The organism is Streptomyces sp. NPDC058773 (assembly GCF_042746015.1).
Taxonomy (GTDB): domain Bacteria; phylum Actinomycetota; class Actinomycetes; order Streptomycetales; family Streptomycetaceae; genus Streptomyces.
Window position 1 is genome coordinate 2,077 of sequence record NZ_JBHYPE010000070.1, and the last position, 25,569, is coordinate 27,645.

Annotated in this window: 19 protein-coding genes and 1 pseudogene; 13 read left to right on the forward strand and 7 right to left on the reverse strand. The window is 69.9% G+C overall.

Annotated elements, in window-relative coordinates:
* A partial coding sequence (locus ACFW5B_RS33515) for an HNH endonuclease (RefSeq protein ID WP_386448267.1) occupies positions 1-541 on the forward strand: 541 nt, incomplete at its 5' end.
* A gap of 331 nt (positions 542-872) precedes the next feature.
* On the opposite strand, the gene ACFW5B_RS33520 is transcribed toward ACFW5B_RS33515, so the two are convergent.
* The 5 genes from ACFW5B_RS33520 to ACFW5B_RS33540 form a co-directional block, all read right to left on the reverse strand.
* Complete coding sequence (locus tag ACFW5B_RS33520; RefSeq protein WP_386448270.1) at positions 873-3,179, reverse strand: pentapeptide repeat-containing protein; 2,307 nt, start codon at positions 3,177-3,179, stop codon at positions 873-875.
* A 10-nt stretch (positions 3,180-3,189) separates the two neighbouring features.
* Positions 3,190-4,860, reverse strand: coding sequence for a hypothetical protein (locus tag ACFW5B_RS33525; RefSeq protein WP_386448273.1), 1,671 nt, complete (start codon positions 4,858-4,860; stop codon positions 3,190-3,192).
* Positions 4,861-4,880: 20 nt separating this feature from the next.
* A complete protein-coding gene (locus tag ACFW5B_RS33530) occupies positions 4,881-8,717 on the reverse strand; it encodes a hypothetical protein (RefSeq protein ID WP_386448276.1) in 3,837 nt (1,278 codons plus the stop codon).
* A gap of 1,124 nt (positions 8,718-9,841) precedes the next feature.
* Complete coding sequence (locus ACFW5B_RS33535; protein WP_386448279.1) at positions 9,842-11,968, reverse strand: tetratricopeptide repeat protein; 2,127 nt, start codon at positions 11,966-11,968, stop codon at positions 9,842-9,844.
* Positions 11,969-11,976: 8 nt separating this feature from the next.
* On the reverse strand, positions 11,977-12,390 hold the full coding sequence (locus tag ACFW5B_RS33540; protein ID WP_386448282.1) for a hypothetical protein: 414 nt from the start codon (positions 12,388-12,390) through the stop codon (positions 11,977-11,979).
* Between the two features lie 264 nt (positions 12,391-12,654).
* Here ACFW5B_RS33540 and ACFW5B_RS33545 point away from each other — a divergent pair, with 264 nt between their 5' ends.
* The 4 genes from ACFW5B_RS33545 (at position 12,655) to ACFW5B_RS33560 (ending at position 15,682) form a co-directional block, all read left to right on the forward strand.
* The gene (locus tag ACFW5B_RS33545; RefSeq protein ID WP_078518844.1) at positions 12,655-12,924 is read left to right on the forward strand and encodes a hypothetical protein; all 270 of its coding nucleotides are present in this window, start codon (positions 12,655-12,657) and stop codon (positions 12,922-12,924) included.
* On the forward strand, positions 12,917-13,528 hold the full coding sequence (locus ACFW5B_RS33550; RefSeq protein ID WP_386448285.1) for a DUF6879 family protein: 612 nt from the start codon (positions 12,917-12,919) through the stop codon (positions 13,526-13,528). The genes ACFW5B_RS33545 and ACFW5B_RS33550 overlap by 8 nt, the downstream gene beginning before the upstream one ends.
* A 209-nt stretch (positions 13,529-13,737) precedes the next feature.
* Positions 13,738-14,034, forward strand: coding sequence for a hypothetical protein (locus ACFW5B_RS33555; protein ID WP_386448288.1), 297 nt, complete (start codon positions 13,738-13,740; stop codon positions 14,032-14,034).
* A gap of 331 nt (positions 14,035-14,365) precedes the next feature.
* Entirely contained in the window at positions 14,366-15,682 is a 1,317-nt protein-coding gene (locus ACFW5B_RS33560; protein WP_386448290.1) for an MFS transporter, read from the forward strand.
* Between the two features lie 76 nt (positions 15,683-15,758).
* Here ACFW5B_RS33560 and ACFW5B_RS33565 read toward each other — a convergent pair whose 3' ends face one another.
* Entirely contained in the window at positions 15,759-17,417 is a 1,659-nt protein-coding gene (locus ACFW5B_RS33565) for an IclR family transcriptional regulator C-terminal domain-containing protein (protein WP_386448293.1), read from the reverse strand.
* A 148-nt stretch (positions 17,418-17,565) separates the two neighbouring features.
* On the opposite strand from ACFW5B_RS33565, the gene ACFW5B_RS33570 reads away from it, so the two are divergent.
* From ACFW5B_RS33570 to ACFW5B_RS33605, 8 genes are all read left to right on the forward strand, one after another.
* Positions 17,566-18,348 (forward strand): CoA transferase subunit A, encoded by a 783-nt coding sequence (locus ACFW5B_RS33570; RefSeq protein ID WP_386448296.1) that lies wholly within the window; start codon positions 17,566-17,568, stop codon positions 18,346-18,348.
* A complete protein-coding gene (locus ACFW5B_RS33575; protein ID WP_386448299.1) occupies positions 18,348-18,995 on the forward strand; it encodes a 3-oxoacid CoA-transferase subunit B in 648 nt (215 codons plus the stop codon). The genes ACFW5B_RS33570 and ACFW5B_RS33575 overlap by 1 nt, the downstream gene beginning before the upstream one ends.
* A gap of 73 nt (positions 18,996-19,068) precedes the next feature.
* Positions 19,069-20,259, forward strand: a complete 1,191-nt coding sequence (locus ACFW5B_RS33580) for a thiolase family protein (protein WP_386448302.1) — start codon at positions 19,069-19,071, stop codon at positions 20,257-20,259.
* Between the two features lie 7 nt (positions 20,260-20,266).
* Positions 20,267-21,019, forward strand: coding sequence for a protocatechuate 3,4-dioxygenase subunit beta (pcaH, locus tag ACFW5B_RS33585; RefSeq protein WP_386448304.1), 753 nt, complete (start codon positions 20,267-20,269; stop codon positions 21,017-21,019).
* On the forward strand, positions 21,019-21,564 hold the full coding sequence (pcaG, locus tag ACFW5B_RS33590; RefSeq protein ID WP_386448307.1) for a protocatechuate 3,4-dioxygenase subunit alpha: 546 nt from the start codon (positions 21,019-21,021) through the stop codon (positions 21,562-21,564). Before pcaH ends, pcaG begins: the two co-directional genes overlap by 1 nt.
* A complete protein-coding gene (gene pcaB / locus ACFW5B_RS33595) occupies positions 21,551-22,954 on the forward strand; it encodes a 3-carboxy-cis,cis-muconate cycloisomerase (RefSeq protein ID WP_386448309.1) in 1,404 nt (467 codons plus the stop codon). The genes pcaG and pcaB overlap by 14 nt, the downstream gene beginning before the upstream one ends.
* Complete coding sequence (gene pcaD / locus ACFW5B_RS33600; protein ID WP_386448312.1) at positions 22,951-24,093, forward strand: 3-oxoadipate enol-lactonase; 1,143 nt, start codon at positions 22,951-22,953, stop codon at positions 24,091-24,093. Before pcaB ends, pcaD begins: the two co-directional genes overlap by 4 nt.
* Before the next feature lie 68 nt (positions 24,094-24,161).
* The gene (locus tag ACFW5B_RS33605) at positions 24,162-25,226 is read left to right on the forward strand and encodes an alpha/beta fold hydrolase (protein ID WP_386448315.1); all 1,065 of its coding nucleotides are present in this window, start codon (positions 24,162-24,164) and stop codon (positions 25,224-25,226) included.
* Between the two features lie 89 nt (positions 25,227-25,315).
* Here ACFW5B_RS33605 and ACFW5B_RS33610 read toward each other — a convergent pair.
* Positions 25,316-25,569 (reverse strand): annotated as a pseudogene (locus ACFW5B_RS33610) (peptidase); the annotation flags it as partial.

Sequence of the window (25,569 nt, forward strand, 5' to 3'; positions counted from 1 at the left end):
GGCCAAGCGCACCCACCCGAAGAAGTCGAAGCGCTGGATCGTGAACAAGTACTTCGGCAGGCTCAACCGATCCAAGACGAACAACTGGGTATTCGGTGACCGTGCCACAGGCGCACACCTTCCCAAGTTCGCCTGGACCAACATCAGACGGCATCAGTTGGTCAGGGGTAAGTCGTCACCCGATGACCCTGCACTCCTCGACTACTGGAGTCAACGCCGCCAAACGCGCACACCGCCACCGATGGACAAGATCAGCCTTACTCTGGCAGCCCGTCAGAAGGGAATCTGCCCACTGTGCGGTCAGGCGCTCATCGCCGGCGCGGAATACGAGCCCGACAGTCCACGCGAGTGGATCGATTGGTTCGACGCGATGAAGAAGCGGTTGCATAAACACCACTTCACCTACCGGCGGCATGGCGGCTCTGATGAGAGCAAGAATCTTCGGCTCGTCCACTCGGAATGCCATCGCCAGCACCACTCCGGCGACGGCGACCGGAAAAGAGCAGAACCTGTGAAGCCTTCGGGCTTGCTTGAGCCGTGATGCTTGGAAACAGGCACGTCCGGTTCTGAGGGGGCCGGGTCACGGCGACGTGACCCGGCTACCCGACCAGTGGCGAGGCATCGCCACTCGCTACGAGAAGACCGCAACCATCTACCTGGCCGGACTCCACATCGTAGGCATCTTCCTCTGGTCAGCCCGATGATCCAAACGAAAGTCCCTGGCGACGACGCGCAGCGTGGACCCCGTCGGTGGTGGGAATGCCCCAGCCACCGACGGGGTCCACGCGCGGGTCGACACCGCATCGCACATCGCCCGGGCGACGCCCGGGCCGTGGCTCGACGTGACCACCCCCGCAGGCAGCCGACGGTGGTCAGACCGGCGGGGTGAGGAACTCTTCCCAGGTCAGGAGTTCGGCGTCCACCTGGGAGCGGGGATAGCCGCTGGGTCCGACGGAGTCGGCGTCGAGCGCCGTCTCCAGGGCCGTCGTCGCTGCGAAGGCCACCTCCGGTTGCTGGGGCCGGTCGCGCAGCCGGACCAGGACGCAGCCGTAGACGGGCAGGTCCGTGGGGCCCGTGTAGACGCGCATGGTGGGGTAGGCGGCCGGGCGGGGCTGGACGGTCACGGTGCCCGCGGTGATCTCCCAGTAGTTCTCGGCGCTGATGGGAGCGTCGGTGGCGAGGGTGTAGTTCTGCTGCTTGAAGGCCGCGATGAGTTCGGAACCGGCCGTGGGGGCGTTGAGATACTGGGCGTCGGCGGCGGGCAGTTTGAAGAGGAAGCGCGCGGTGCTGTCGTCAAAGACGCGCAGTTCGCTGGGGCGGACCGTGACGCGGTAGACGCGGGGCGCGGCGGTGTTCGGGTCCTTGGAGTTGTCCAGGAAACGGGCTTGGACTTTCTGGACCTTGGCGCCGTCGCCGAGCGGCTGGCCTGCCGTGGTGAAGGCGTCAGCCAGCGCGTGCAGGTCTCCGGAGTCCAGGGAAGCCTGGGCGGCCGGGGGAAGTGCGAAGAGCGGGACGCCACGGCTTGTCGCGACGGCGGCGTCGACGAGCAGGGCCGAGCGGAGCGTGGTGTCACTGAAGTCGGCCCCGTGCAGCAGGGCTCCGGCGAGGGAGAAGGGCCGCTGGCCGTCTCCCGGCGCGGCGTGACAGCCGGGCAGCTTGGCCTGGATCAGGACGCAGTCGCTGAGGTCCGTACCGGAGAGGTACGACTGGGTCAGCCGGATCCCCTGGAGGTAGCCGCCCGCGAGCACGGCGCCGTCGAAGTCCACGTGGTCGACCGTGGCACCGGTCCCGAACCACTGGATGCCGTGCAGGTCGGCTCCCGCCAAGTTGGCGGCGGTTGCCCGGGTGCCCTCGCACACCGCGCCGCGCAGAACGGCGGGCCGTACCTGGTCGGTGAGGGCGTCGATGCCGGGGCCGCCGTCGTGGAGTTGCAGGGTGTAGCGCGCGATGCGCCAGCGGGTGCCCTTGAGCACGGAGACGACCTCGTCGTGCGGTGAGAGGGTGACGCCGTGCTTGGCGAAGGCCGCGACCACGTCATCCGGGGCGTACTTGGCGACATCGAGCTCTTGTGGTGTGACCGAGTCGAGGGTGAACAGGAACGCCTTGGCGCCCAGCCGGGCATTGGACAGGTCCGCACCCGACAGGTCGGCGTGGGCGAGGTTCGCTCCCGGCCCGTTGACGTTGCGCAGTGTCGCTTTGCTCAGGTCGGTGCCGACCGCGACGACCGCACTCAGGTCGGCCTTGTCGAGGGCCGAGCCGACGAGCTTGGCGTCCGAGAGGAGCGTTCCCGCGAGGTGGGCGCCGGTCAGGTTGCAGGCGGAAAGGGTCGCCGCGCGGAGGTCGGCGCCGGATAGGTTGGCGCCGGTGCAGTCGAGGAGGTGTCGATCGCCCGGAGCGGAACCGGGGCCCGAGCCGGCGGTGGTGCCGAGGACCGCGCCGCGGGCGTGGCTCTGCGCGAGCACGACATGGGCCGCGCTCCGCAGCTTGCCCCAGGAGACCGCTTCGAGCCGGGCGCCGGTCAGGTCGGTGTCGTTCAGTACGGTGCCGTCGCAGTGGGTGCCGGTCAAGGTGGTGCCGGCGAGCGTGGCGTGGCTCAGGTCGGCGGACGAAAGGTTGGCTCCGGTCAGGTCACTGGAGGTGACATCCGCCCTGCTGAGGTCGACGCCGGAGAGGTCGGCACCGGCCAGAATCAGCTGCCGCAGATCGGCCTCCGCGGCGGACTTGGTGCGCCGGATGTCGTCGAGACCGGGGGTGACGGTCTGTGGGGCGAAGACGCCCGAGGCGTCGTCCGTCATGGTGAGGAGCGGGGCCAGCTTGTCCACGCTGTAGGTGATTGCTTTGGCTCCTTGGGACGTCCGGACCTTCCATGTTGTGCCCAAGGGCGACCCGGACAGTTCGAAGACGGCCGCTTGGGTGGCGTTCTCCGTGAGGGTCAGCCAGCCAGTGTTCGTGTCCAGCCGGATCCACAGCAGACCGGCGAGCCGGATCAGCGTTCCGCCGCCGTCGTCCTGATAAAGCGTCACCCGCTCGGCCGGTGTGACGTCCGTCGCTGCCATCCCCGGCACCGGGATCTTCTTCCCGCCGCTGCCGTGGACCTCGAACGTGGTCAGATAGACAGTGGAAGACCCTCCGGTGGAGGCGAAAAGCAGCTTGCCCGCGAACTGTCCGGGTCCTGTCATGGTGTGCTCCCTACACGGTCTTGTAGCGCACGTCGGCCAGGACGGACACGTAGTGCTCCTGGATGCTCAGCACGGCCTGGTCGAACAGGAACGTGAAGTCCCGCACGATCGGCAGTGCGACGCCCTTACTGCCGAGGTCTTCGAGGACCTTGTCGTAGTGCGGTTCGCCGACGATGGGCCACACGGTGCTGCCGAACGTCGTCTGGTCGATGTGCGGGACGTCGGAGGACTTGAGCGTGGCTTGGAACATCACCTTGTGAAAGCTGTACTGCATCGTCTGGACGTTGTCGGCGGCGCCGAGCTTGAGGTCGCGGAGGATGTCGGTGCGGAGCAGATCGAAGACGATCTTCGGCTTCTCGTCGTCGGCCTCGATGGTCAGCGTGAATTCGAGGTTCTGGGTGACGACCATGCCCATCACCGCGGTGGCCTTCTCGATGGCCGCGTAGTACTCCTGGGAAATCTTGAGATCGCTCAGATCCGTGGTGAGGTCGCTCACCGTGGTGTAGGCGTTGCCGTCCATGTGCTTGAGCACCTTGTTGTACACGTCGGACGGCAGCTGCTGCTGGAGGATCTTCTCGGTCTCCGCGGTGAACTCGTAGACCTGGGCGAACGCGTAGGTCTGGGGAATGTCCTGGTGAGGCAGCGACAGGGGGGTGACCTGAGCGGTCATGGTGCAGCCCTTGTACGGCTTGAACGCCGGCACCAGGGTGAGGTAGGTGTCCACCTTCAGACTGTCCGGGTCCGGGATGTCCTTCGGCGTGAGGGTGAAGTCGAGCTTCCCCGCCTTCCAGTAGGCCCAGTGCAGGGCGCCCATCGTGTATTCGGAGACGTAGACCTCCAGATGGTGGTCGTCCGTCGGCGGCGTCGGCACCGGCAGGGCCGCGGGCTGCGGGCCCGGGTAGGGGGTGCCCTTGTAGGTCACTTCGCCGGTGACGCCGATGGTGAGGCCGTTGTCGCCGGGGAAGGCGAGTTTGGAGTCACCGACGGCGAAGTTGAACGTGATGTCGTCGGTGAGTTTGCCACTGGCGGGGATGGACGCGAGCATCGGGTTGATCGCGTTTTCGACGGGCTTGGCGAACTCGACGCCGCCGATGGCGGCCACCGCGTCCGTGTTGAGGTGTTCGCCGCCCCAGAATTCCTTCTCGTGCTGGATGACGCTGTCGCCCGGCGGGGCGGTCTTGCTGTCGGAAGGTGTCGCGGTCGAGTTCTGGTAGGTGATGTCGTAGGTGTTGCGGCCAGAGTTATAGGTGAAGCTCACCGTCACACTGGTGTCGAGCTTGCCGATGCTGGGGTGGTAGTCGAAGGTGTCCGGGCCCTGCGACGCGTAATCGTGCCCGGTCCTGACGGTGAACGTGTCCTTGGTCCATGTCTCCGTCCACTTGTACGGCACGGAGAAGTGGACGGCGTCGTAGGTGAGCGTGAACGTGCCGTTCACCTGCTGCTTGACGCCCTGGTACGCGGGCTCGAAACCCTGCAACTTGCCCTCGGACAGCTTGACGTCCAGCTTCTCGCAGGTGACCACTGTGAAGCCGCTGTTTTCGATCTCGAAGCGCGCGATATCAGAGACGTCGTGGTCCGGGAACGCCATGTCCTTGAGGTCGTTCGCCAGCACGTCCTTGACGTAGTGCTGGGTGAAGAAGTCGATGCCCTTCGGGCCGATGGCAACGGTGAGGGTCTGCATGGGTGGGACTCCTTGGGGCGTCAGGCGGGAATGGCGTAGACCTGCAAGCCGTCGCCGCTGCGGTAGAGGTGGTAGATGGTGCCGCCGTCCTGGACCTGCCATGCGCCGCCGGGGACGGTCACGGTGACGGCTGCGTCGTTGGTGAGCGTGATGTTGTGGGCGGCGAAGTCCGCCCTGACAGGGGAGATGTTCCGGTCGTCGTAGTTCGGCTGCGCGGTGAGCGGGAGCGTGAACAGTGGTGGTGTGGGCGTCCAGTGGGCGAAGGCCGGGCCGTCGCGGGTCTCGGTCAGCGGCGCGTAGCCCAGGGCGTAGAGGTTGCGCCAGACGTCCACCGCGATCTTCGCGGCGACGATGTTCTGCGGGGTCTTGGTGACGGTGGTGTCGGGCGTGCGCACGATGAATCGTCCGTCGGGGCCGTAGATGTCCAGCAGATAGTCCGCTGCCTTGGATCCGGCACCCGAGTAGGACAGCACGTAGGTGTAGCCCTGTGACTCGACGGCCATGTCGAGATGGGTGACGGAGTTGTCGGCGTTCGCGCCGTCGCCTCGCAGCGGGAAGGAGGAAGTGCACGCGTAGACCTCCGACCGGGTCGCGTCGTCCGCGACCGGGACGACCTTCCAGGCGCCCTGGCGGTCGTCGTCCAGGACGAGCCACTGCGCGCCCGCCCGTTGGGTATGGATGACGGTACTGGTCAGGCGGTGATGGACGGCGAGCCCCTGCTGACCGTTCAGCACCTGCCACGCCATGCCGCGAGGGTCGGAGATGACCCACGAGCGGCCCTTCTCGATCACCGTGATCTGTGCGCTCTGCGCGGGGTCGTCCATGTGGTCCGGGTCGTAGGCCAGAGCGATGCCGTTCGCGGCGAGCACGTCGATCAGTGGGTCGTTCGCCGGCTGGAAGCGGGCCGAGTCCAGTTGTGCGGTGAAGTGGGCATCAAGGGGGAACAACAGGGTGGCGTCCGCCTCTTGCAGTGCTTCGTGCAGCGCCTCGGGAATGGTGCCGGCGTCCAGGGCGGCGGCGAGCTGTGCGGTGGGGGCCTGGCAGACGGCGGGGCCGGTGGTGAAGGACGGCACCGGATTGCCCTTGGTGTCGAATGCCTGGATCCGGTTGTTGAGTGACTCCAGGACCAGGATGCGGCCGTCCGGGGCGACAGCGAGTGCCTTCGGGCCCTTGAGCAGCCCTTCCCGGATGCCCTGACCGGAGACGAGCAGTGCTTCCGGGGCCTTGTCGTCGGTGACCGGTTCCGCCGGCAGGGGCAGCAGCATGAGTTTGTGGTGCTGCCAGGAGCAGGCGATCACGGCGTTGCTGGGGTGGACGGCCAGCGCGTCCACGTTCTCCAGCGGGAACCGGCCCCAGCTCGGGAGGTCCTTCTGGTCGAAGCCGAAGTCCCGCGTACCGTCGTCGAGCCGCACCTGCCGCAGATGCATGACGCCGTCGCGCGGGTCCAGGACGAAGTTCGTCTCGTCAATGGACTCGGCGTTGGGGGACAGCGCGTAGGCGATGGCGGGGCGGGCGGTGAAGCCCACCGTGGTGGTCTTCCGTCGGGAGTCGGGGTCCGCCAGCACGGAGACGTTCTGCACCGCCCACAGCTGGTCGCCGGAGACCGGGGCGTCGGGACGGTCCGGGTGGAGCGCCTGGCCCGACGCGCGCCAGGCGTAACCGACCTGGAAGGCACTGTTGTTGAGGGTGGCGGCGGCGATGTCGCACAGGCCGGAAGTGCCCTGGCAGTCGAGGTCGGCCTTGGTGGCGCTCGGAGGTGTTCCGTCGGCGCGCCAGACCGGCTTGCCGCCGGCCAGCGCGAGCTGTTCCTTGTAGACGTACTGGGTGTCGGGCGCGAGCGGCACCAGGTTCTCCGTGATCTGGTGATCGCCCAGGTCGAGCACCGCTTCCCCGGTGGGCTTCGAGGGCGTCCAGTCGCTCTGCCAGGACCCGGCCAGCCAGCCGTTGGCGCTGTAGACGCCCGCGACGATCCGCAGGTCGCCGCCCGCCGGCACGTCCGCGAACCGGAGCCGCAACGGCTCCTTGCTGGTCACATGCGGCAGCTCGCCGGTGAGCTGCCGGCTTGCGCCGCCCCGGTACTGCAACGTCACCAGGTACCGGGTCGCCACCGCCGGCCACACGGCCGTCTCGGGGTGTCCGGCCTCGCCGTGCCGCGGGTCGGGGTGCAGGGTGAGGGCGACATCCAGCGACCGGCTGGCCTTGACGGTGACGCAGGCGGGGGAGGACAGCACCTCGCCCGTCGTGATCGCGATCTGCTCGAAGTCCAGGCCGGCGGCCACCAGCTTCAGCGCCCAGCCCACCGGCCCGAAGGCGTTCGACAGCGCTCCCTCGCCGACCTGCTCGACCAGCCACTCCCCCAGCTTCTCCAGGCCCTTCTGCACCACGATGCCGAGGACGAAGTTCGCCGCCGCGGTGAGGAACTTGGAGGACCGGGTGAGCGCGGTGCCCACCGCGATCGTCCCCCCGGCGAGCGGAATGCCGACGCCGAGTACCACGGCGACCAGGTCGCGGTCGTTGATGATCCGGTTGAAGAGCTTGGTGCTGGTGAGAGCCTTTCCTGCGGCCAGGCAGACCAGGGGTACGCCGTACTCCCACAGCGCCGTGAGCAGCGCTCCCTCGGTGCTGACGTCCGCGTTCCAGTCCGAGGTGCCCAGGCTGCCGAAGTACAGCTTTACCGAGGCGGCCTTCCCCAGCGCGAAGGACACCTCGTTCGGCTCCGCGGGAACGGGGATGCCGAGGATCGTGTCCACCGCCGGGACCGAGCCCCACTTGGTGACAGAGCCGAGCGACGTCCCCGACTCGTCGAAGAGTTCGTAACCCAGGTAGAGGGTGCGCAGATAGGAGTTGGAGGCGTCGATGCTGAAGGTGCCGGCATCGTCCACGCCGGGGGCTCCCACGTTCACGCCGTGATGGGAGGTGGGCTCGTCCACGGTCCATCGGTAGGAGGGAGTCCGGGGTGCGGACGCGCCGAGCGCCGCTGCTCCGTCGGTGACGAGCACGGACGTGCCGGGGCGGCTGCGCCAGGTCTTGCCCCGCAGCCATGCGTCATCGGAGGACGTACGCCGCGCCCCCGCGATCACGGGACGGCTCTTGTCGAGGACCCGCTCGTGCAGGTCGAAGGTGTACAGCTGGTCGCCGGCCTGGATGCCGTCGACCGCGTACCCGGCGGTCAGCAGGGTGCCGCCGGAATCCCGGCAGGGGACGCGGCGGGACCAGTCCTGCCCCAGTTCACTGATGAGGCCCGCGAGTTCGGCCACCGCGTTGTACTGGTCGGGGTCCATCTCTTCGTCCGGGGCGATGTGGTCGTCCCGAAGGATCTGCGCCGTGTGCGGCTCGGTGGTCGCGAGATCGGGATGATGCGCGATGAGCCCGACAGCTGTGTCATGGTCCGTGATCAACGTCTCGGCGTGGAGGCGCAGTTCGAGCGCCGCTTCCCCCGTGCACGGGCCGACGCCGAGCCTGGCCAGCTTGCCGCTGCGCGTGATCTCCCGGCCTTCGCGGTCCCGGCGGGCGAGCAGGGTGGCACGCAGCCGCTGTGGCGCGAGGTACAGGGCCATCATCACCACCTCGGGCAGATGCACGCCCTTCGGCGCGGGCCGCACCACGCGCAACCACCGCACCGCACCGGTGTCGAGGTCCGCGTCGTCCACCTCGGCGAAGTGCGTGAACTCCGCGGCCGACGCCCCCTGTAAGCCCCGTGGGGCCGTGAGCAGTGCCGCGAGCACGGGGTGCTCCCGCCTCGCTGCGTCCAGGGTCTCGTCGGTGTGTGGACGGAGCGCGTACGCAGATCCGTGCACGTCCACCTGTAGGTCTTCAGTGACGAGGGCAGGACGAAGGTCGAAGTGGAGAACAGTCAACGGGGCTCCTGGCCTTGAGAAAGTGCGGGCGTGGTCGGTGGTTGGGATGACGGCGCGGCCGCTCGTGTCCGGGCCCCGCAGCGACAGAGCCCGATGGTTACGAATGCGAGGGCAGAGCCGCAGCTCCCCGATCCAGCCACGGAGTGGTAACCCGCCACACCGGCCGACAGGGTGATGCCTCCCGTCGGTCTTGCGCGCCGCCCGGACACCATGCGGTCCATCCGCTTCGCACCGGCATTCGACGCCCGATGGGCTGTCGGGCGAAGATGCCCCGATGGTGAGGCCGGCCGGGCAGCATGAAGACGGCCGGACCGGCCGAATCGCCATCGACCTCGACATCGCGACGGTGCGGGCAGACGTGTGATGGCGCGTTTCCGCGCCGGACATCGTCGGCTTTCCACCGCACCATCAGCCGAGGGAGACCTCAGACGAACACGACGTGTGGGTGCACTACGGCTTCACCGGCACCGGCACTGCGGCAACAGACCGGCTCAAGGGCACCAGGGCCTCGGTACACGGCGAGCGGTCGTCGTGTGGGTCTCGGCCCAGCGTCGAATGCAGCGGTACAGCCGGAGGCCGCGGCCGGGGTGGTTGCCTCTCGGGGTGCAACTGACACCCCGGAGGGGAACGCCCTGGCCGTGCTCGCCCACGCGTCCTGGGCCCGCCGTTCCAGCCTGGACAACCGAAAGGGGCGCAGAAGCGTCACCGGCACCATCCGCTTCACCGTGGCGGAGATCCGCAGACTCCTCGCCCACGCCCTGCCTCGGACCAGTCACCACCGAGTAGAAGTAGCTGTGCTTGTCGAAGCCTGGCGGGCGACCGCCGCGTGGTCCCCGTCGCAGGGGGCCTGTGGTGTTTGTTCTCCGGGTGGTCGCTGGAATCCGCCCATGTGCCGTTGTGTCCAGCAGTCACGCGTGATCGTGCACGTGATGTGCATTGCTGTGGTCTGACACGGTGTATGCGCAGGTCACACGGCTACCCGCGAAAGCGCCGATTGTCCCCGGCGTACAGGCCGACTCGTCCGGCACTACGGCTCTGACCGGGGTGAATGCCCCGGAAGGGGCCGTTCGTGCGTCCAGCCGGACTTCGTGCCCTGGCCTGCCGGGGCTCACGCCCAGGATGAGTCAGGGCGCAGCTCGCCGATTTTCCCTGAACTCAGCAAGTACTTTCCTGCTGGCAGTTGTAAAGGGGTGATCCGCGCCCAGGCTGTTCGTACGCCTTTCCGTGACGTCATTCATGAGGCTTACTGCGGCCTCGAAGTTTCCGAGTTCATGTTGAATTCGGGCATATAGCTGTTGTGCCGAAAGCGCGATGGGGTAATCGGGCCCAAAGCGACGTTCATATGTGTCTGCGACCAGTCGAATCTCCTCATCGGCCTCGTCGAAGTTCCCGAGTACGTAAAGCGCCCAGGCATGGTTGTGTCGTGCTCCCAGCGTGACCGTGTGGTCCGGGCCGAGGTGCCGCTCACATTCCGAAGGCAATGAGAGCAGTGCAGAGTTGTCTTCCCTTTCGAGTTCGGCCGCCGGCAGTATCGTGAGCAGGCTGGCCCGGGAACGTAGCGTCAATGGATGGGCAGGCCCGAGCGACGATTTTCGGCCCGCAATCGTGGCGTGGAGCAAGGGCAGGGCTTCCGCCTGTTTGCCGAGGTTACCCAGCACCAGCTGAAGACCGTGGCTGCTGTCCAGAGTGTCCGGATCGTAGGCTCCGAACAGCCGCTCCTGAGTGCTTCGGACCTGGCGCAGCAGCGGCTCGGCCTCGGAATACTTTCCCAGTCGAAACAGTGCTCGGCCGGCCCTGGAACGCGCGGCCAAAACCGAGCGGTGCTCCGAACCGAGGATTTGCTCCGAAAGCGCCACCGCATTGTGGGCGGTCTCCCAGGCGGAGAGGTAGTCGCCGGTACGGTGGAGGGCCGTGGCCAGGCGGGTCGCGATGCCCACGAAATCGGCCATTTCTGCGGAATTCGTGGCACGCCGCAGCAAGGCGATGGCATGGGGACTGAGAAGCCGTAGATGTAGGTCTTCCGGGCCGGCGTCAGGCAGTTCAGGGATCGCGGCGTCCAACAGCCGGCAAGCCGTCGAGTTGAGAGTGCCCAGCGAATCCGACGGCGTGGCGGAAGCGACGCTGTCGAGCAGTACGCCGTGGCTCTGCACACACCGCACGCCGACGTCAACCAGTTCAGCAAGTGATTGGTCGAGCAACGCTCGCAGGGCCGTTTCCGTGCGAGCCCGAGGGAGGACGCCACTGATTTCAGGACGATTCAGCAGGGTCAGCGGCAGTGGCTCCGAAGCGAAGCGGGCAAGCAGGCGAAGCAGTGACACTGCCTCGGGCAGGCCGCGAGCTTCGAATGCGTCGAGCGTGAGTTGCCAAGTACGCCCCACCAGGTGACGTGGATCTGCATCCGACAAGAGGTCAGCTCCTTGGTCGATGAGTTCGACACCCTCCCCTTCCTCGAGATGGCGTCTGTAGGCGTCCATCGTCCAGGGATCGAGCACTTGGTGGGACAGGAAGCCCCCGGCCAGCGTCAGCGCGAGCGGCAGCCGGCCGAGTCTGTCCGCGATCGCCGAAGCCTGCCTCAACGTGCCGCTCCGCGGCGCCAGGTCGCACAGCACCCGCGCAGCGTCTTCCCGCGGCAGCACCCCAATATGCTGCAACTCCGCTCCGGGCCACCAGCGAGCGGCCGCACGCCGTGTCGTGACGACCACGATGCCGCCAGGGCTGGTACGCAGCCAGCTTCCATCCCGCAGGATCTCGGGAGCATCTGCGTTGTCCAGTACCAGCAGCCACGGCTCAGCGGATCGGTCGAGCCGTTCCCACACGAGGTCGGCTCCAGGCCGCAGGCCGTTGCGCGCAGCCAAGAGTTCGCCGTCCGTGGCACCACGGTCGGCGGCAACGGCGAGCATGCCGGCGCGCAGGCCCGCACGGTCGGAGGCATTCACCCACAGGCCGACACGACCGCTGACCTCTGTGGCGAATTGAAAGAAGGCGTGCGCGACAGCAGTCTTGCCGCAGCCTCCCATGCCGTGAAGAACAAAGGCCTGACCGCCATTTCCTTCCGTGACACTCGCCCGTAAGCGCTCGAGCACTTCGGCGCGGTCGCGCAAAACAACGGGTGCTCGGCCCACTGCCGGGCGTCGAACTGAGTCCGGGCCGGCCAAGTCACGTTCATCGCTGCCGTGATAGTGGTACTCGCTGATGTGTTGGTCACGCGATGATTGGTAGACGCGGCCGGCATCTTCGGCATGGCCGTCCATCGCACCTCTCATCGTTCGTTGATGTGCATGTCCCGGCCGGCTTGATATATCCGTGCTTGCCCGGATGCAGTTCCGTGCTGAGTGATCCGTGCAGCGTGCGCCGCGGCTTCCGAACCGACCTCATCGAGCAACCTGCGAAGGTCCTCAACGGCCTCCGGCTGGGCGAGCACGAGCCGGCGGAGATACCCTTGCCACTGCAAGCGCAATTCACTCAGCATCTCTTGGTCAGCTGCCGAGTGGGCGCGCAGTACTTCTTCGCGGCTTGCGTCCAATTCATCGGCGACGGTTTGCGCTCGGTCAGGCTGCAGGCGCTGCCACAGACGAGTCACTCCGTCGCGGGTGTGTTGCCAGGCCTCAGTTGCCATCAGAGTGACCAAGGTGGTTCCAGCGGTCTGTGTGAACGATGTTAATTCCGGATCCATGGCTCCCCCAGCTGAATCGCCACTGCTCTGGATTTCTGCTACAAGTCCATAAATCAGACCATCGAGTTCGTGAGGGCCGTGCGGCGCTCAAGGTCAGCATCGTTGCACCGTCAAAGTGAACGGGCAAGCGAGCCTCGATGGGATTTTCCCATGGCATATGCCAATGTCCATTTTTCCTGCGTAGCCCAGAGTTTGCTCTGGCTGCATGGAGCTTCAGGCGCTATCCTCAAAGCGCTCTGGAACGTCTGAAGGAGAGGGGCGGTTGTGGCCAGGCCGTGGGAAGCTGACCCTGCAACGCGGTTCAAAAGGCGGCTGGGGAAATCCCCGCAGGAGTTAGGGCATACGACAGATAATCCCGACTGTCCCGACATCTGGGAGCTGGAGAATGGAGATGTCGCCATCATCGGCAGAGATCTGACGGACTCGCTCGGGAAAAGTCTTCCGGCAGGTGTATCGGTGGGCGCCGATGAGCGACTCGTGGTCATCCCGAGGAGCATGATGGTCGCGGCGAAGCCGGATATTCCAAGTGTTTGAGTCGTTCCAGCGAGCTACCTCAGAGTATTTGGATCGGCCAAGCTATCACGAGGACTTTCGCTGTCATTATGAGAGCGGTATCCGCTTCTTGAGTAAGCTCGAACGTGGGCAGAATTTCAAGGAGCGAGGTTTTCCCAGTTGGGAAGCTTTCGCCGCCGGCGAGTGGGATAGAGCGCTTTCCTTGGTTGAGGAGAAGCGTGAAATCTACGCTGCGCAGTTCCGGAAGGCTGCTGAGCTCGGCATTCTGGAGCGTCGGCTTCGCGTAGTGCAGTTCCCGGTCACTCCGTACGTGCAGTGGGAATTGTTCGTGCTTCGCCTGCGAGTGGAATTGGGCGACAGCATCCGGGTGATGGATGCCCGAAAAATCTCGGATATCGAAGTGGACCACCTTGTGCCGGAAGTTGTGATCCTGGGCGACAAGGTCATGTACGAGGTGGTCTATGACGACGACGGGAACGCGGCGGGAGCCAATCGGATCGCGGATCAAGTGGCGATTGAAGAAACTTCCGCAGGATTCGATGCGCTTTACCGTCGGGGGGAAGATTTCGCCGAGTTCTTCAATCGGGAAATTGCGCCGCTCGGCCCTCCGATGATCGCTCATTGAGTGATTCCTCCGGGGTGGGCATGCGCTGCGCGAAGGCGTGCCCGCCCGCTGGGGGAGGCCGAACGCCCCCTGGCCCATGAGCCCGCCGCTTCCCGGCGGCGGCCACGCGCCGCACCGCAGGCCGGGGTGTTCGCGCTGACATCGTTCGGCGCCTCCCGCCGAATCCGGCGGCGTGGCGCCTTCCCGTCCGATCCGCGATCGTATGCGGCATGGACTTCGACGAAGCCGAGATGCGTGCAGCGGTCCGCGAGTTGGCCGGGGCATTGGAGACGATGCTCAACCTGATCAAAGCGGACGCGCTTCCCGCAACCCCCGAAGCTCACCGCCGCATGCGTGAGGCGATGGCCTTCCTCGACGAGTCGACCGACCGGATCGCCGCCCCGGACAGGCCGGGCGAGGTCCTCGCGCTGGCCAAGGCCCTCAATGGACTGGTCATTTCGACGCGGGAGCAGATCCTCGCCGACGCCGTCGCCGCGTCGCCCGTGCCCGACCACCCGGGCATGTGAACACTCCGCGCCGGTCCTGGGGCGAACGGAGCCGCGGCCGGGGAGTCCGGCGCGGTGCGCATCGAGTGTGACCGGCAGCTGTGAGAGGGGTGGCTGCACCGGCGCGGCCCCCCGGTCCGGCGTTGTCGGCCGCTGAGCGCCGCACGAGACTCCGGGGCTGGAGGGCGCACGGCTGATCCCGGCTCCGCCTGGGAAAACTCCGGCCCTCGGTCATTGACACCCGTACGCCTCGGCCGGACACTCTTGCCACCTCAGAAGTGAATATGAGTTCACCAGGCGAACTTCCCGCCCCCCGGACATCTTCTTCTCCCTTCGCTCCCCAGGGACGGACATGACTTCCATCGGCACCCCACCCCGCTCCTTCCGCACGGTCTTTCCGGTGCTGGCCCTGTGCTGGCTGGCCGTGTTCTTCGACGGTATGGACATCAACATCTACGGCGCCGTGATGCCGCACATCCTCGATGACCACGGCTTCGGGCTGACACCGGACGGTGCCGGATCCATCGGCAGTTGGACCACCTTCGGCATGCTCATCGGCGCGCTGGCGGCGGGCAATCTGACCGACTGGCTCGGGCGCCGGCCGCTGCTGGCGGGCAGCGTGACGGTGTTCTCGCTCGGCTCGGCGGTGTGTGCGCTGGCCGGCAGTCCGGCGATGCTCGGTACCGGACGGTTCGTCGCGGGTCTCGGGCTCGGCGGGCTGATGCCGCTGGGGCTGGCCATGGTGATGGAGTTCGCGCCGCGGGGCCGGGTGGCACTGGCCACCGGCCTGTTGATGACCTCGTACCACGCCGGCGGCATGGCGGCGACGGCGCTCGGGCTGACCGTCGCTCCGGCGGCGGGCTGGCGCGCGGTGTTCTGGGCAGGGGTGCTGCCCGCCGTCGTTGCCGTACCGCTGCTGCTGAAGCTGCTGCCCGAGTCGCCCGGCGTGCTGCTCGCGCGGGGCAGGCCGGAGCGGGCCTTCGCCGTCGCGGACCGGTACGGACTGGCCCGGCCGGTGGCGGGCGCGGCTCCGGCGGCGGGGCCGAAGGGGCGGCTGGCGGCGGTCCGGGCGCTGTTCGCCCACGAGGCGCGGTGGGCGACGCCGCTGCTGTGGCTGGCCAGCTTCTGCGGGCTGCTGCTGGTGTACGGGATGAGCACCTGGCTGCCGCAGCTGATGCGGAGCGCCGGCTACGGCCTCACCTCCTCGATCAGCTTCCTGATGGTGATCAACGCGGGCGGGATCGTCGGCATGCTGATCGCGGGCCGGGCGGCGGACCGCTTCGGACCCGTGCGGGTGTCGGCGCTCTGGTTCGTGCTGACCGCCGTCGGTGCGCTGCTGCTCAAGTCGCCTCTGCCGCTGGGGGTGACGTACGCGGTCGTGGCGGTCACCGGGGTGTGGCTGTTCAGCGCTCAGGCCATGGTGTACGCCGCCACCAACTCCGTCTACCGGCAGAGCGAGCGGGCCGCCGGGCTCGGCTGGGTGACCGGGGTCGGGCGTACCGGTGCGGTCGTCGGGCCGTGGCTGGGCGGGGTCCTCGCGGCGAGCGGCAATCAGAGCTGGGGCTTCACCGCTTTCGCCCTGGCCGGTTTCCTGGGCGCCACGGCCATCGCGCTCGTCCCGCTCGTCGCCCGGGAGGGCACCGTGGCGGTCGCCCGGGCGGAGGCCTGACGCTTCCGTGGCGCAGCCGGGACGGCCGGGTGCGGGTGGCCGGTCACGCCCGGTCGCCCGGCTGCGCAGGGTGCGTTCAGGAGCTGGTGGAGATGCGTACGTGACGTCCGGCCGTGTGCAGGTCGTTCTCGATCCGGGCGGCGGCCGTGCGCAGGGCGGGGAGGAGTTCCTCCCGGCACTGTGCGAGGGTGCGGCGGCCGGTGTGCGTGGAGACGCCGACGGCGGCGACCACCCGTCCGGTGCGGTCGTGCACCGGGACGGCGACCGAGCGCAGGCCCTCCTCCAACTCCTCGTCGACAAGGGCGTATCCGTCCTGCGCGGTCCTCTTGAGCAGCTGGGCCAGCCGGGCCGGGGCGGTGACGGTGTGGTCGGTCAGGGGGCGGCGGTCGGCCCGTTGCAGCCTCGCCGTGCGCTCGGCGGGCGGCAGGCCGGCGAGGAGGACGCGTCCCATCGAGGTGGCGAAGGCCGGGAACCGGGTGCCGACGGTGATGTTGACGCTCATGACGCGGCGGGTGGCGATCCGGGCGGTGTACTGGATGTCGTCGCCGGTGAGTACGGCGAGGGAGGCGGAGTCCTGGACCTGGACGGCCAGGTCGGCCAGGTGGGGCTCCGCGATCCGGGACAGCGGTGCGCACGACAGTGGTGCGAAGCCGAGGTCGAGTACCCGGGGGGTGAGGCTGAACTCCCGTCCGTGCGCGGTGACATAGCCCAGGTGTGCCAGCGTGATCAGGGCCCGCCGGGCGGTGGCCCGCGCCAGTCCGGTGGCCTCGGCGACGGCGGTGAGCGGCAACGTGGCGCGTCCGGGCCCGAACGCGGTCAGCACGGTCAGCCCCCGCGCCAGCGCCTCCACGAAATCCCGGCCGAGCTCCTGTTTGGAGGCCTGTGTCCACGCCGCGGACCCGGCTGCGCCCGCCGGCCGCCGGACCGGCTCGACCGGCGGGGCGTGGCGCAGGTCGTCCTCCATGGCGGCCACCGTCTCGCGCAGCGTGGGCAGTACGGCCTCGCGCAGGGAGCGGGCGCTGTGCCGGCTGGTGTGGCTGACCACGCTCACCCCGCAGACCTGTCGCCCCCGGTCGTCGCGGACCGGCACCACGAGCGCGATCAGGCCCGGCTCGATCATCTGGTCGTCCAGGGCCCAGCCGCGTGCGCGGGCGGCGGCGGAGGCCTCGGCGAGGAAGCCGGGGGACTGGCGGAACGGCGGAACGGCCGGGAAGCGCAGGTTCTCCGGGTCCGCCGCCCACCGCTCGCGCCAGGACGCCCACTCCTCCTCGGTCCAGTCCGCGGCGAACACCTGCCCGTGGGCGGTCCGTTCGGCGGGCAGCAGGTCGCCGAGGCGGAAGGTGAGCGACAGTGCGCGGCGGCGGGTGGCCTGGTGGACGAAGCGGATGCCGTCGCGGTCCGGCACGGCGATCGACACCGACTCGTCGAGGGTGTCGGCGAGCCGGTCGGCGTGCGGACCGAGCAGGTCGGGCAGCCGGAGGGCGCCGAGGTAGGCGTTGCCCAGCTCCATCAGGCGGGGGGTGAGCGTGACGTCCCGGCCGGTCTGCCGGAGGTATCCCATCCGGGTCAGCGTGGCGGCGATCCGGTCCACCGTGGAGCGGGCGAGCGCGGTGCCGCGGGCGAGGCCGCCGAGGCTCTGGCGGCCGTCCGCCTCGGTGAGTTCGCGCAGCACGCTGATGCCGCGGATCAGCGGCGCCACGGCTTCGGCGGGTGCGCGGAGGTCGGTGGTCGGCATGTGGCTCTGCTCTCGGTAGCGGGCTTCGGGCAACCGTACTGGCCGGGCGGGCGCGGCCGGCGTTGACAGATGGCGCGCGCGGGCGCACACTCTCGGCCCCGCAAATTATGAACGAACATTCACTCTGCGAACAACCGGAAGGGTGCTCATGGACAAAGTCCGGCAGACCGCCGCCGAGGCCGTCGGCGACATCACCGACGGATCGTCGCTGGCCGTGGGCGGATTCGGCCTCAGCGGCGTGCCGAACGTGCTGATCCAGGCGCTGCACGACCGTGGCTCCGGCGGGCTGAGCGTGGTGTCGAACAACTGCGGGGTCGACGGCAGCGGGCTCGGCATCCTGCTGGCCGCCGGGCGGATCACCCGGGTCACCGGCTCGTACATCGGCGGGAACCGGGAGTTCGCCCGGCGGTACCTGAGCGGCGAGCTGGAGGTCGAACTGACGCCGCAGGGCACGCTCGCCGAGCGGCTGCGCGCCGGCGGCGCCGGCATTCCGGCGTTCTTCGTGCCGGCCGGTGTCGGCACCCCGGTCGCCGACGGCGGTCTGCCCTGGCGCCACGGCCCGGACGGCACCGTGACGGTGTCCTCCCCGCCGAAGGAGGTCCGCGCCTTCGACGGCCGCGACTACGTCCTGGAGCGCGCCCTCACCGCCGACTTCGCCCTGGTCCATGCGGCACGGGGAGACCGGCACGGCAACCTCGTCTTCCACAAGGCCGCGCGCAACTTCAACCCGTTGGCCGCGATGGCCGGCCGGATCACCGTCGCCGAGGTGGAAGAGCTGGTCGAGCCGGGCGAATTGGGACCCGACGAGATCCATCTGCCGGGCATCTACGTGCAGCGGGTCCTGCCGCTGTCCCCGGCCCAGGCGGCCGACAAGCACATCGAGAAGCGGACGGTCTCCGTCCGCGCGGCACGAGAGGCGGCACCCGCCTGATGGCCTGGACCCGCAGCGAACTGGCCGCCCGCGCGGCGGCCGAACTCGCCGACTGCTCCTACGTCAACCTCGGCATCGGACTGCCCACTTTGGTCCCGAGCTTCCTGCCCGGCGACACGGACGTCGTGCTCCAGTCGGAGAACGGGCTGCTGGGCGTGGGCCGTTACCCGTACGAGGACGAGGTCGACCCCGACCTCATCAACGCCGGCAAGGAGACCGTGACGGCCGTACCCGGGGCGTCGTTCTTCGACTCCGCGCTCTCCTTCGGCATGATCCGCGGCGGCCACGTCGACGCGGCGGTCCTCGGCGCCATGCAGGTCTCCGCCCGCGGGGACCTGGCCAACTGGATGATCCCCGGAAAGCTCGTCAAGGGCATGGGCGGCGCGATGGACCTCGTCCACGGGGTCCGCCGGGTCCTCGTCATGACCGAGCACACCGCCCGGGACGGCTCGCCGAAGCTCGTCGCCGAGTGCACCCTGCCGCTCACCGGTGCGGCCTGCGTCCACCGCGTCCTCACCGACCTCGGCGTCCTCGACCTCGCACCGGACGGCTTCGTCCTGGTCGAAACCGCCCCCGGGGTCGGCCCCGACGAGGTGCTCGCGAAGACGGCCGCGCCCGTCCGCGTCGCCCTCCCCACCACCCGCTGAGCACCGAGCCATCGGCGGAACGCGGGCCACTCACGCGCCCCGGAGCGGGCCCGCACAGCCACAGGAGCCTTCCATGACCGAGCGCCTCAACGACGTCTACGTCGTCGACGCCGTCCGCACACCCGTCGGCAAATACGGCGGAGCCCTCGCCACCGTGCGCCCCGACGACCTCGCCGCCGGGGTGCTGCGTGCCCTGCTCGACCGTACGCCGCGGCTCGACCCGGCCCGGATCGACGACGTGTTCCTCGGCAACGCCAACGGCGCGGGCGAGGAGAACCGCAATGTGGCCCGGATGGCGGTGCTGCTGGCCGGACTGCCGGTCACGGTGCCCGGGGTCACGGTCAACCGGCTCTGCGGCTCCGGGATGGAGGCCGTGATCCAGGCGTACCGGGCGATCGCCGTGGGGGACGCCTCGGTCGCGCTCGCCGGTGGCGTGGAGTCGATGAGCCGCGCCCCCTGGGTGCTGCCCAAGCCCGACCACGCCTTTCCCGCCGGCCACCAGGAGCTCGCGTCCACCACCCTGGGCTGGCGGCTGGTCAACCCGCAGATGCCGGACCGGTGGACGGTGGCGCTGGGGGAGGGGGCGGAACTGGTCGCCGACCGCCACGACATCACCCGCGAGGCCCAGGACGCCTTCGCGCTCGCCAGCCACCGCAAGGCCGCCAGGGCCTGGCGGGACGGCTTGTTCGACAGTGAGGTCGTCCCCGTCGAGGGCGTGGCCCCGGCCCGCGACGAAGCCATCCGGGACACCGCCTCACCCCAGGCCCTCGCCGCGCTCCGGCCGGTCTTCCGGCAGGACGGGTCGGTGACCGCCGGCAACTCCTCACCGCTCAGCGACGGGGCGGCCGCGCTGCTGCTCACCGACGCCGCCGGACTGGAGGCCACCGGTCGCGCACCGCTCGCCCGGATCAGCGCCTGCGCCGTCAGCGGCGTGGAACCGCAGTACTTCGGCACCGGCCCCGTCGAGGCCGTCCGCCGCGCCCTCGCGAAGGCGGGCCGGGGCTTCGACGCCCTCACCGCCTTCGAGCTGAACGAGGCCTTCGCCGCGCAGGCCCTGGCCTGTCTGCGGGCCTGGCCGGAACTCGACCCTTCGGTGGTCAACCCGCGCGGCGGGGCGCTCGCGATCGGCCACCCCCTCGGCGCGTCCGGCGCCCGGATCACCGGCGGCGCCGCCCACCAGCTCGCCGCAGCGGGCGCCGGCACCGCGCTCGCCGCCCTGTGCATCGGCGTCGGCCAGGGCCTCGCGCTCGTCCTCGAAAGGTAGGCCCCGCATGCCCCTCACCCAGCACGACATCTCCCGGGAGATCGCCCAACAGGCCGCGGCGGCCGCCGCCTCCGGCGAGGCCGCCGCCCACCCGGACCGCGGCTACGCCCCCTACCGCAGCAGCCGGCTCCGCCACCCCCGGCAGCCGCTCGTCACCGTCCAGGACCCGGAGGCGGCCGAACTCCGCGGCCCCGCCTTCGGTCTCACCGACGTCACCGAACTGGACGCCGATCTGACCCGCCAGCACACCGGCGAGCCGCTCGGTGAGCGGATCACCGTCACCGGCCGGGTCCTTGACCGCGGCGGACGGCCGGTCCGCGGACAGCTCGTCGAGATCTGGCAGGCCAACGCCGCCGGCCGCTACGCACACCGGCGCGACCAGCACGCCGCCCCGCTCGACCCGCACTTCACCGGCGTCGGCCGCTGCCTCACCGACGATCAGGGCCGGTACGCCTTCACCACCGTCAAGCCCGGCGCCTACCCCTGGCGCAACCACCACAACGCCTGGCGGCCGGCCCACATCCACTTCTCGCTCTTCGGCACGGCCTTCACCCAACGGCTGGTCACCCAGATGTACTTCCCCGGCGACCCGCTCTTCCCCTACGACCCGATCCTCCAGTCCGTCACCGACCCGGCCGCCCGCGCCCGCCTGGTCGCCACCTACGACCACGACCTCTCCGTCGCCGAGTGGTCGCTCGGCCACCGCTGGGACATCGTCCTCGACGGCCCCGCCGCCACCTGGACCGAGGAGGGCCGCTGATGCGACACCCCACCCCCGCCCAGACCGTGGGGCCGTTCTACGGCTACGCCCTGCCCTTCCCCGGCGGCGGCGAGATGGCCCCGGCCGGCCACCCCGACACGCTCACCGTGCACGGCCATGTCTACGACGGCGCGGGCGCACCGATCCCCGACGCCCTGCTGGAGTTCTGGCAGCCGGGACCCGCACGGGCCGGGAAGCCCGGCTCGATGCGCCGCGATCCGGTCACCGGTGGCTTCGCCGGCCGGGACCAGGTCACCTTCACCGGCTTCGGCCGCGTCGCCACCGCCGCCGACGGGCACTGGTCGATCCGCACCCTCAGGCCCGCCGGCGTGCCGTACCTGTCCGTCTGCGTGTTCGCCCGCGGTCTGCTCCACCACCTCTACACCCGCGCCTATCTGGACCCGGCCGCCACCGACCCGCTGCTCGCCGCCCTCGCCCCCGACCGCCGGGCGACGCTGCTCGCCGCCCGGGAGGACCCGCACCTCCACCGCTTCGACATCCGGCTGCAGGGCCCTGAGGAGACGGTCTTCCTTGACTTCCGATGACGCTCGCAGGCGACCGGCCGAGGCGTCCCCGGACGCCGTCGCGGACCTCGGCCTGCTCTCCCCGGTCCGGGTGGCCTCCGCCGTCGAAGCGGCCACCGGCGACCACGCGTTCCTCCAGGCCCTGCTGGACGCCGAGGCCGCCCTGACCCGGGCCCAGGCCGGGCTCGGGGACGCACCCGCAGGGGCCGCGGACGCCGTGACGGCGGCCGCGGACGCCGACGCGTTCGATCTGCGCGACATCGCCGTCCGTGCCCGCAAGGGCGGCAACCCGGTCATCCCGCTGGTCGCCGATCTCACCGTCGCGCTGCCCGCCGACGCCGCGCCGTATGTGCACCGCGGCGCGACCAGCCAGGACATCATGGACACCGCCACCATGCTGGTGGCGGCCCGCACCCTGCCGCTGATCGCCGCGGACCTGCGGCGGACGGCCGACACCCTCGGACGGCTCGCCGATGCGCACCGGCTCACCCCCATGCCGGGCCGCACCCTCACCCAGCACGCCGTCCCGACCACCTTCGGACTCAAGGCGGCCGGCTGGCGCCACCTCGTCCTGGACGCCCTGGAGCGGCTCTCCTCGATCAGGCTCCCCGCCCAACTCGGCGGGGCGGCAGGCACGTTGGCGGCGTACGAAACCCTGGCCGGAACACGGAGCGGCGGGCCCGCCCTGCTCACCGCCTATGCCAGGGAGCTCGGCCTCGCCGAGCCCGTCCTGCCCTGGCACACCCTGCGCACCCCCGTCGCCGACCTCGCCGCCGGGCTCGGCTTCGTCCCCGGTGCGCTCGGCAAGCTCGCGGCGGACGTCCTGGTGCTCTCCCGTACGGAGATCGGCGAGCTGGCCGAGGGCAGCGGCGGGGACTCCTCGGCCATGCCGCACAAGAGCAACCCCGTGCGGGCCACGCTGATCACCGCCGCAGCGCGCCAAGCCCCCGCCCTTGCCGCCGTGTTGACGTCCTCACTCACCGCCGAGGACGAACGGCCGGCCGGTGCCTGGCACGCCGAATGGCAGGCCCTGCGGGAACTGCTCCGGCTGGCCGGAGGGGCGGCCCGCGACGCCGCCGCACTCGTGAACGGCCTCCGGGTCTTCGGCGACCGGATGCGGGACAACCTCCACGTCACCGGGGGCCTGATCGTCAGCGAACGCCTCGCCGTCGAACTCGGCGCCCTGCTCGGTCGCCAAGCGGCCAGGGAACTCCTCACCCGCGCCGCCCGCCGGGCCACCGCCGAGCGGCGGAGCCTGCACGCCGTGCTGGCGGAGGAACCGGCGCCGGCCGGCCACCGCGACCGCATCCGCCGGCTCACCGACCCCGCGACCTACCTGGGGGCGGCAGCCGCCCTGGTCGACCGCGCCCTGACCCGCACGACCGGGTCCGAACAGGGGAACAGCTCATGAAGCACCTCCTGCACCACCGCCTCGACGGCCCCCCGGACGGCCCGGTGCTGATCCTCGGGCCCTCCCTCGGCACCTCACTCGCCGTCTGGGACGCCCAACTTCCCGCTCTGGCACGGCACTTCCGGGTGATCCGCTGGGACCTGCCCGGACACGGCGGCTCACCCGCCGATCTCCTCCGGCCGGGCGCCACCGTCGACGATCTGGCCGGTCTGGTGCGCGCCCTCGCCGACCACCTCGGTGTGGCGCGCTTCGCCTACGCCGGTGTCTCGCTCGGCGGAGCCGTCGGTGCCCACCTCGCCGTCCACCATCCCGAACGGGTCGAGGCCCTGGCGCTGGTGTGCTCCTCGGCCCGCTTCGGCGAGCCCACCGGGTGGCAGCGGCGTGCCGCCCTGGTGCGCGCGCAGGGCACCGAGGCGCTCGCCGGGACGGCCGCCGAGCGCTGGTTCACCCCGGGATTCGGCAACGCGGCCACCGCCGCGCTGGTCGCCGGCTTCCGCGCCACCGACCCGGCCGGCTACGCGGCCTGCTGCGACGCACTCGCCGGATACGACCTGCGCGCCGAACTGCCCCGGATCACCGCACCCACCCTGGTGATCGCGGGGCGCGACGATCCGGCCACGCCGCCCGCCCACGCCCGGGAGCTGGCCGACGGCATCACCGGGTCCACCCTGCTGGAGCTGCCCGCCGCCTCCCACCTCGCCCTCGTCGAGCAACCGCACGCCGTACTCGCCGCCCTCCGGGACCACTTCGCGGCCCCGTCCCACCCCGACGACCTCCGCCGCGCGGCGGGCACGGCCGTACGGCGCGCGGTCCTCGGTGACGACCACGTCGACCGCGCCCGGGCGCGCACCAGCGCCTTCACCGCCACCTTCCAGGACTTCCTCACCCGCTACGCCTGGGGCGAGATCTGGACCCGTCCCGGGCTGGACCGCCGCAACCGCAGCTGCGTCACCCTCACCGCCCTGGTCGCGGGCGGCCACCACAAGGAACTCGCCCTGCACATACGGGCCGCGCTGCGCAACGGGCTCACCCCGGACGAGATCCAAGAGGTGCTGCTCCAGACCGCCGTCTACTGCGGCGTCCCCGCCGCCAACGCCGCCTTCGCGGTTGCCGATCCCCTCATCGCCGACGGCCCCTGATGCCCGCCGACGAGCGGCGCCCGGCATTCCTCTGAGCCCATCGGGCCCATCCGAAAAGGAGTAGGTCAATGTTTCGCAGCCTCGTGCGAACACCGTTCCGCAGTATTCCCCTCCTCGTCCTGGTGACGGCACTGGTGGCCGTCGTGGCCATCGCCGTGGGAGCCAGAGACGTCCCGGCGGCCGCGTCACCGGGCGTGGACGTCACCGAGGACCTCGACTACGCCGCCGCCGAGCCCGCCGGTACCCAGGGCCACAAGCTGGATCTGTACGTCCCGGAGTCCCACCGCCCGCTGCCCCTGGTGATCTTCACCCATGGTTCGGGCTGGATGGCCGACAACGGCCGGATGGACGCCGACAAGGTCGCCGCACAGCTCAACCCGCACGGTTTCGCCGTGGCCGGTGTGGCGGTCCGCTCCAGCTCCCAGGCGCAGTTCCCGGCCCAGCTGCACGACATCAAAGGCGCCATCCGCTGGCTGCGCGCCAACGCGGCGAAGTACCACCTGGACCCGCGACGCTTCGCCATCATGGGCGAGTCCTCCGGCGGCTGGGCCGCCACGATGGCGGCGGTGACCGGAGACCTTCCGAAGCTGGAGGGCACCGTCGGCGTCAACGGCCCCTCCAGCGCCGTCCAGGCGGCCGTGCCGTTCTACCCGCCGATCGACTTCGGGCAGATGGACGCGCACATGCTCACCGACTGCACACCGCGCGAGGACGGTTCCGTACCGGGTGAGTGCCACGCCGATCCCAAGTCGCCCGAATCGCGGCTGCTCGGCTGCGCCCTCAACGACTGCCCCGCAAAGGTCGCCGAGGCAAGCCCGCTCACCTACATCGGAAAGCGGCGCACCCCGCCGTTCCTGATCTTCCACGGCAAGCAGGACGAGCTGGTGCCCTACCACCAGAGCCGTCTGCTCTTCGACAAGCTGGCCGCCACGCACCAGGACGCCCGGTTCTACTCCTTCCCGAACACCGGCCACGGCACGTTCCTGGACATGCTCAGTGACCCCGGCACCCGGCGCGGCGCCACCCGGGAAACCACCCGTCACGGCCACACCACCCGGCCCACCGCCGCCCACCCGACCTGGCAGACCGTCGTCTCCTTCCTCAAGCGCCAACTCCACACCACGGGGCGCTAGAAGCCATCCGGCCGACCGGCCGCAGGGGGGGGCCGCACGCACCGGGTCCGTGCGGCCCCCGAGGCCCGGGTCGGGCCGGGTGGGTCAGGTCAGGACCCCTGCGCCTGGCTGTACAGATTCTTGGCGTCGTCGCCGAAGTAGGGGCCGAACATGGTGTTGGGCAGGAACTGGTAGCCGAAGCTGTTCACCGAGGACTGGAGGCCGGTGCCGGTCTTCTCGTCGAACGAGGTGAACCAGGGGCCGCCGCTGGAGCCGCCGGTCATGTTGCAGGACAGGCCGTGGTCCTTGGAGAACAGCGGGTCCTTGAAGGTGGTGCCGCTGCAGTAGATGAGCTTGCTGCCGT

Coding starts and splice junctions, on each gene's coding strand:
- ACFW5B_RS33520 (WP_386448270.1), bottom strand. CDS start 3,179: ATGACAGGACCCGGACAGTTCGCGGGCAAGCTGCTTTTCGCCTCCACC.
- ACFW5B_RS33525 (WP_386448273.1), bottom strand. CDS start 4,860: ATGCAGACCCTCACCGTTGCCATCGGCCCGAAGGGCATCGACTTCTTC.
- ACFW5B_RS33535 (WP_386448279.1), bottom strand. CDS start 11,968: ATGGACGGCCATGCCGAAGATGCCGGCCGCGTCTACCAATCATCGCGT.
- ACFW5B_RS33540 (WP_386448282.1), bottom strand. CDS start 12,390: ATGGATCCGGAATTAACATCGTTCACACAGACCGCTGGAACCACCTTG.
- ACFW5B_RS33555 (WP_386448288.1), top strand. CDS start 13,738: ATGGACTTCGACGAAGCCGAGATGCGTGCAGCGGTCCGCGAGTTGGCC.
- ACFW5B_RS33560 (WP_386448290.1), top strand. CDS start 14,366: ATGACTTCCATCGGCACCCCACCCCGCTCCTTCCGCACGGTCTTTCCG.
- ACFW5B_RS33565 (WP_386448293.1), bottom strand. CDS start 17,417: ATGCCGACCACCGACCTCCGCGCACCCGCCGAAGCCGTGGCGCCGCTG.
- ACFW5B_RS33570 (WP_386448296.1), top strand. CDS start 17,566: ATGGACAAAGTCCGGCAGACCGCCGCCGAGGCCGTCGGCGACATCACC.
- ACFW5B_RS33575 (WP_386448299.1), top strand. CDS start 18,348: ATGGCCTGGACCCGCAGCGAACTGGCCGCCCGCGCGGCGGCCGAACTC.
- ACFW5B_RS33580 (WP_386448302.1), top strand. CDS start 19,069: ATGACCGAGCGCCTCAACGACGTCTACGTCGTCGACGCCGTCCGCACA.
- pcaH (WP_386448304.1), top strand. CDS start 20,267: ATGCCCCTCACCCAGCACGACATCTCCCGGGAGATCGCCCAACAGGCC.
- pcaG (WP_386448307.1), top strand. CDS start 21,019: ATGCGACACCCCACCCCCGCCCAGACCGTGGGGCCGTTCTACGGCTAC.
- pcaD (WP_386448312.1), top strand. CDS start 22,951: ATGAAGCACCTCCTGCACCACCGCCTCGACGGCCCCCCGGACGGCCCG.
- ACFW5B_RS33605 (WP_386448315.1), top strand. CDS start 24,162: ATGTTTCGCAGCCTCGTGCGAACACCGTTCCGCAGTATTCCCCTCCTC.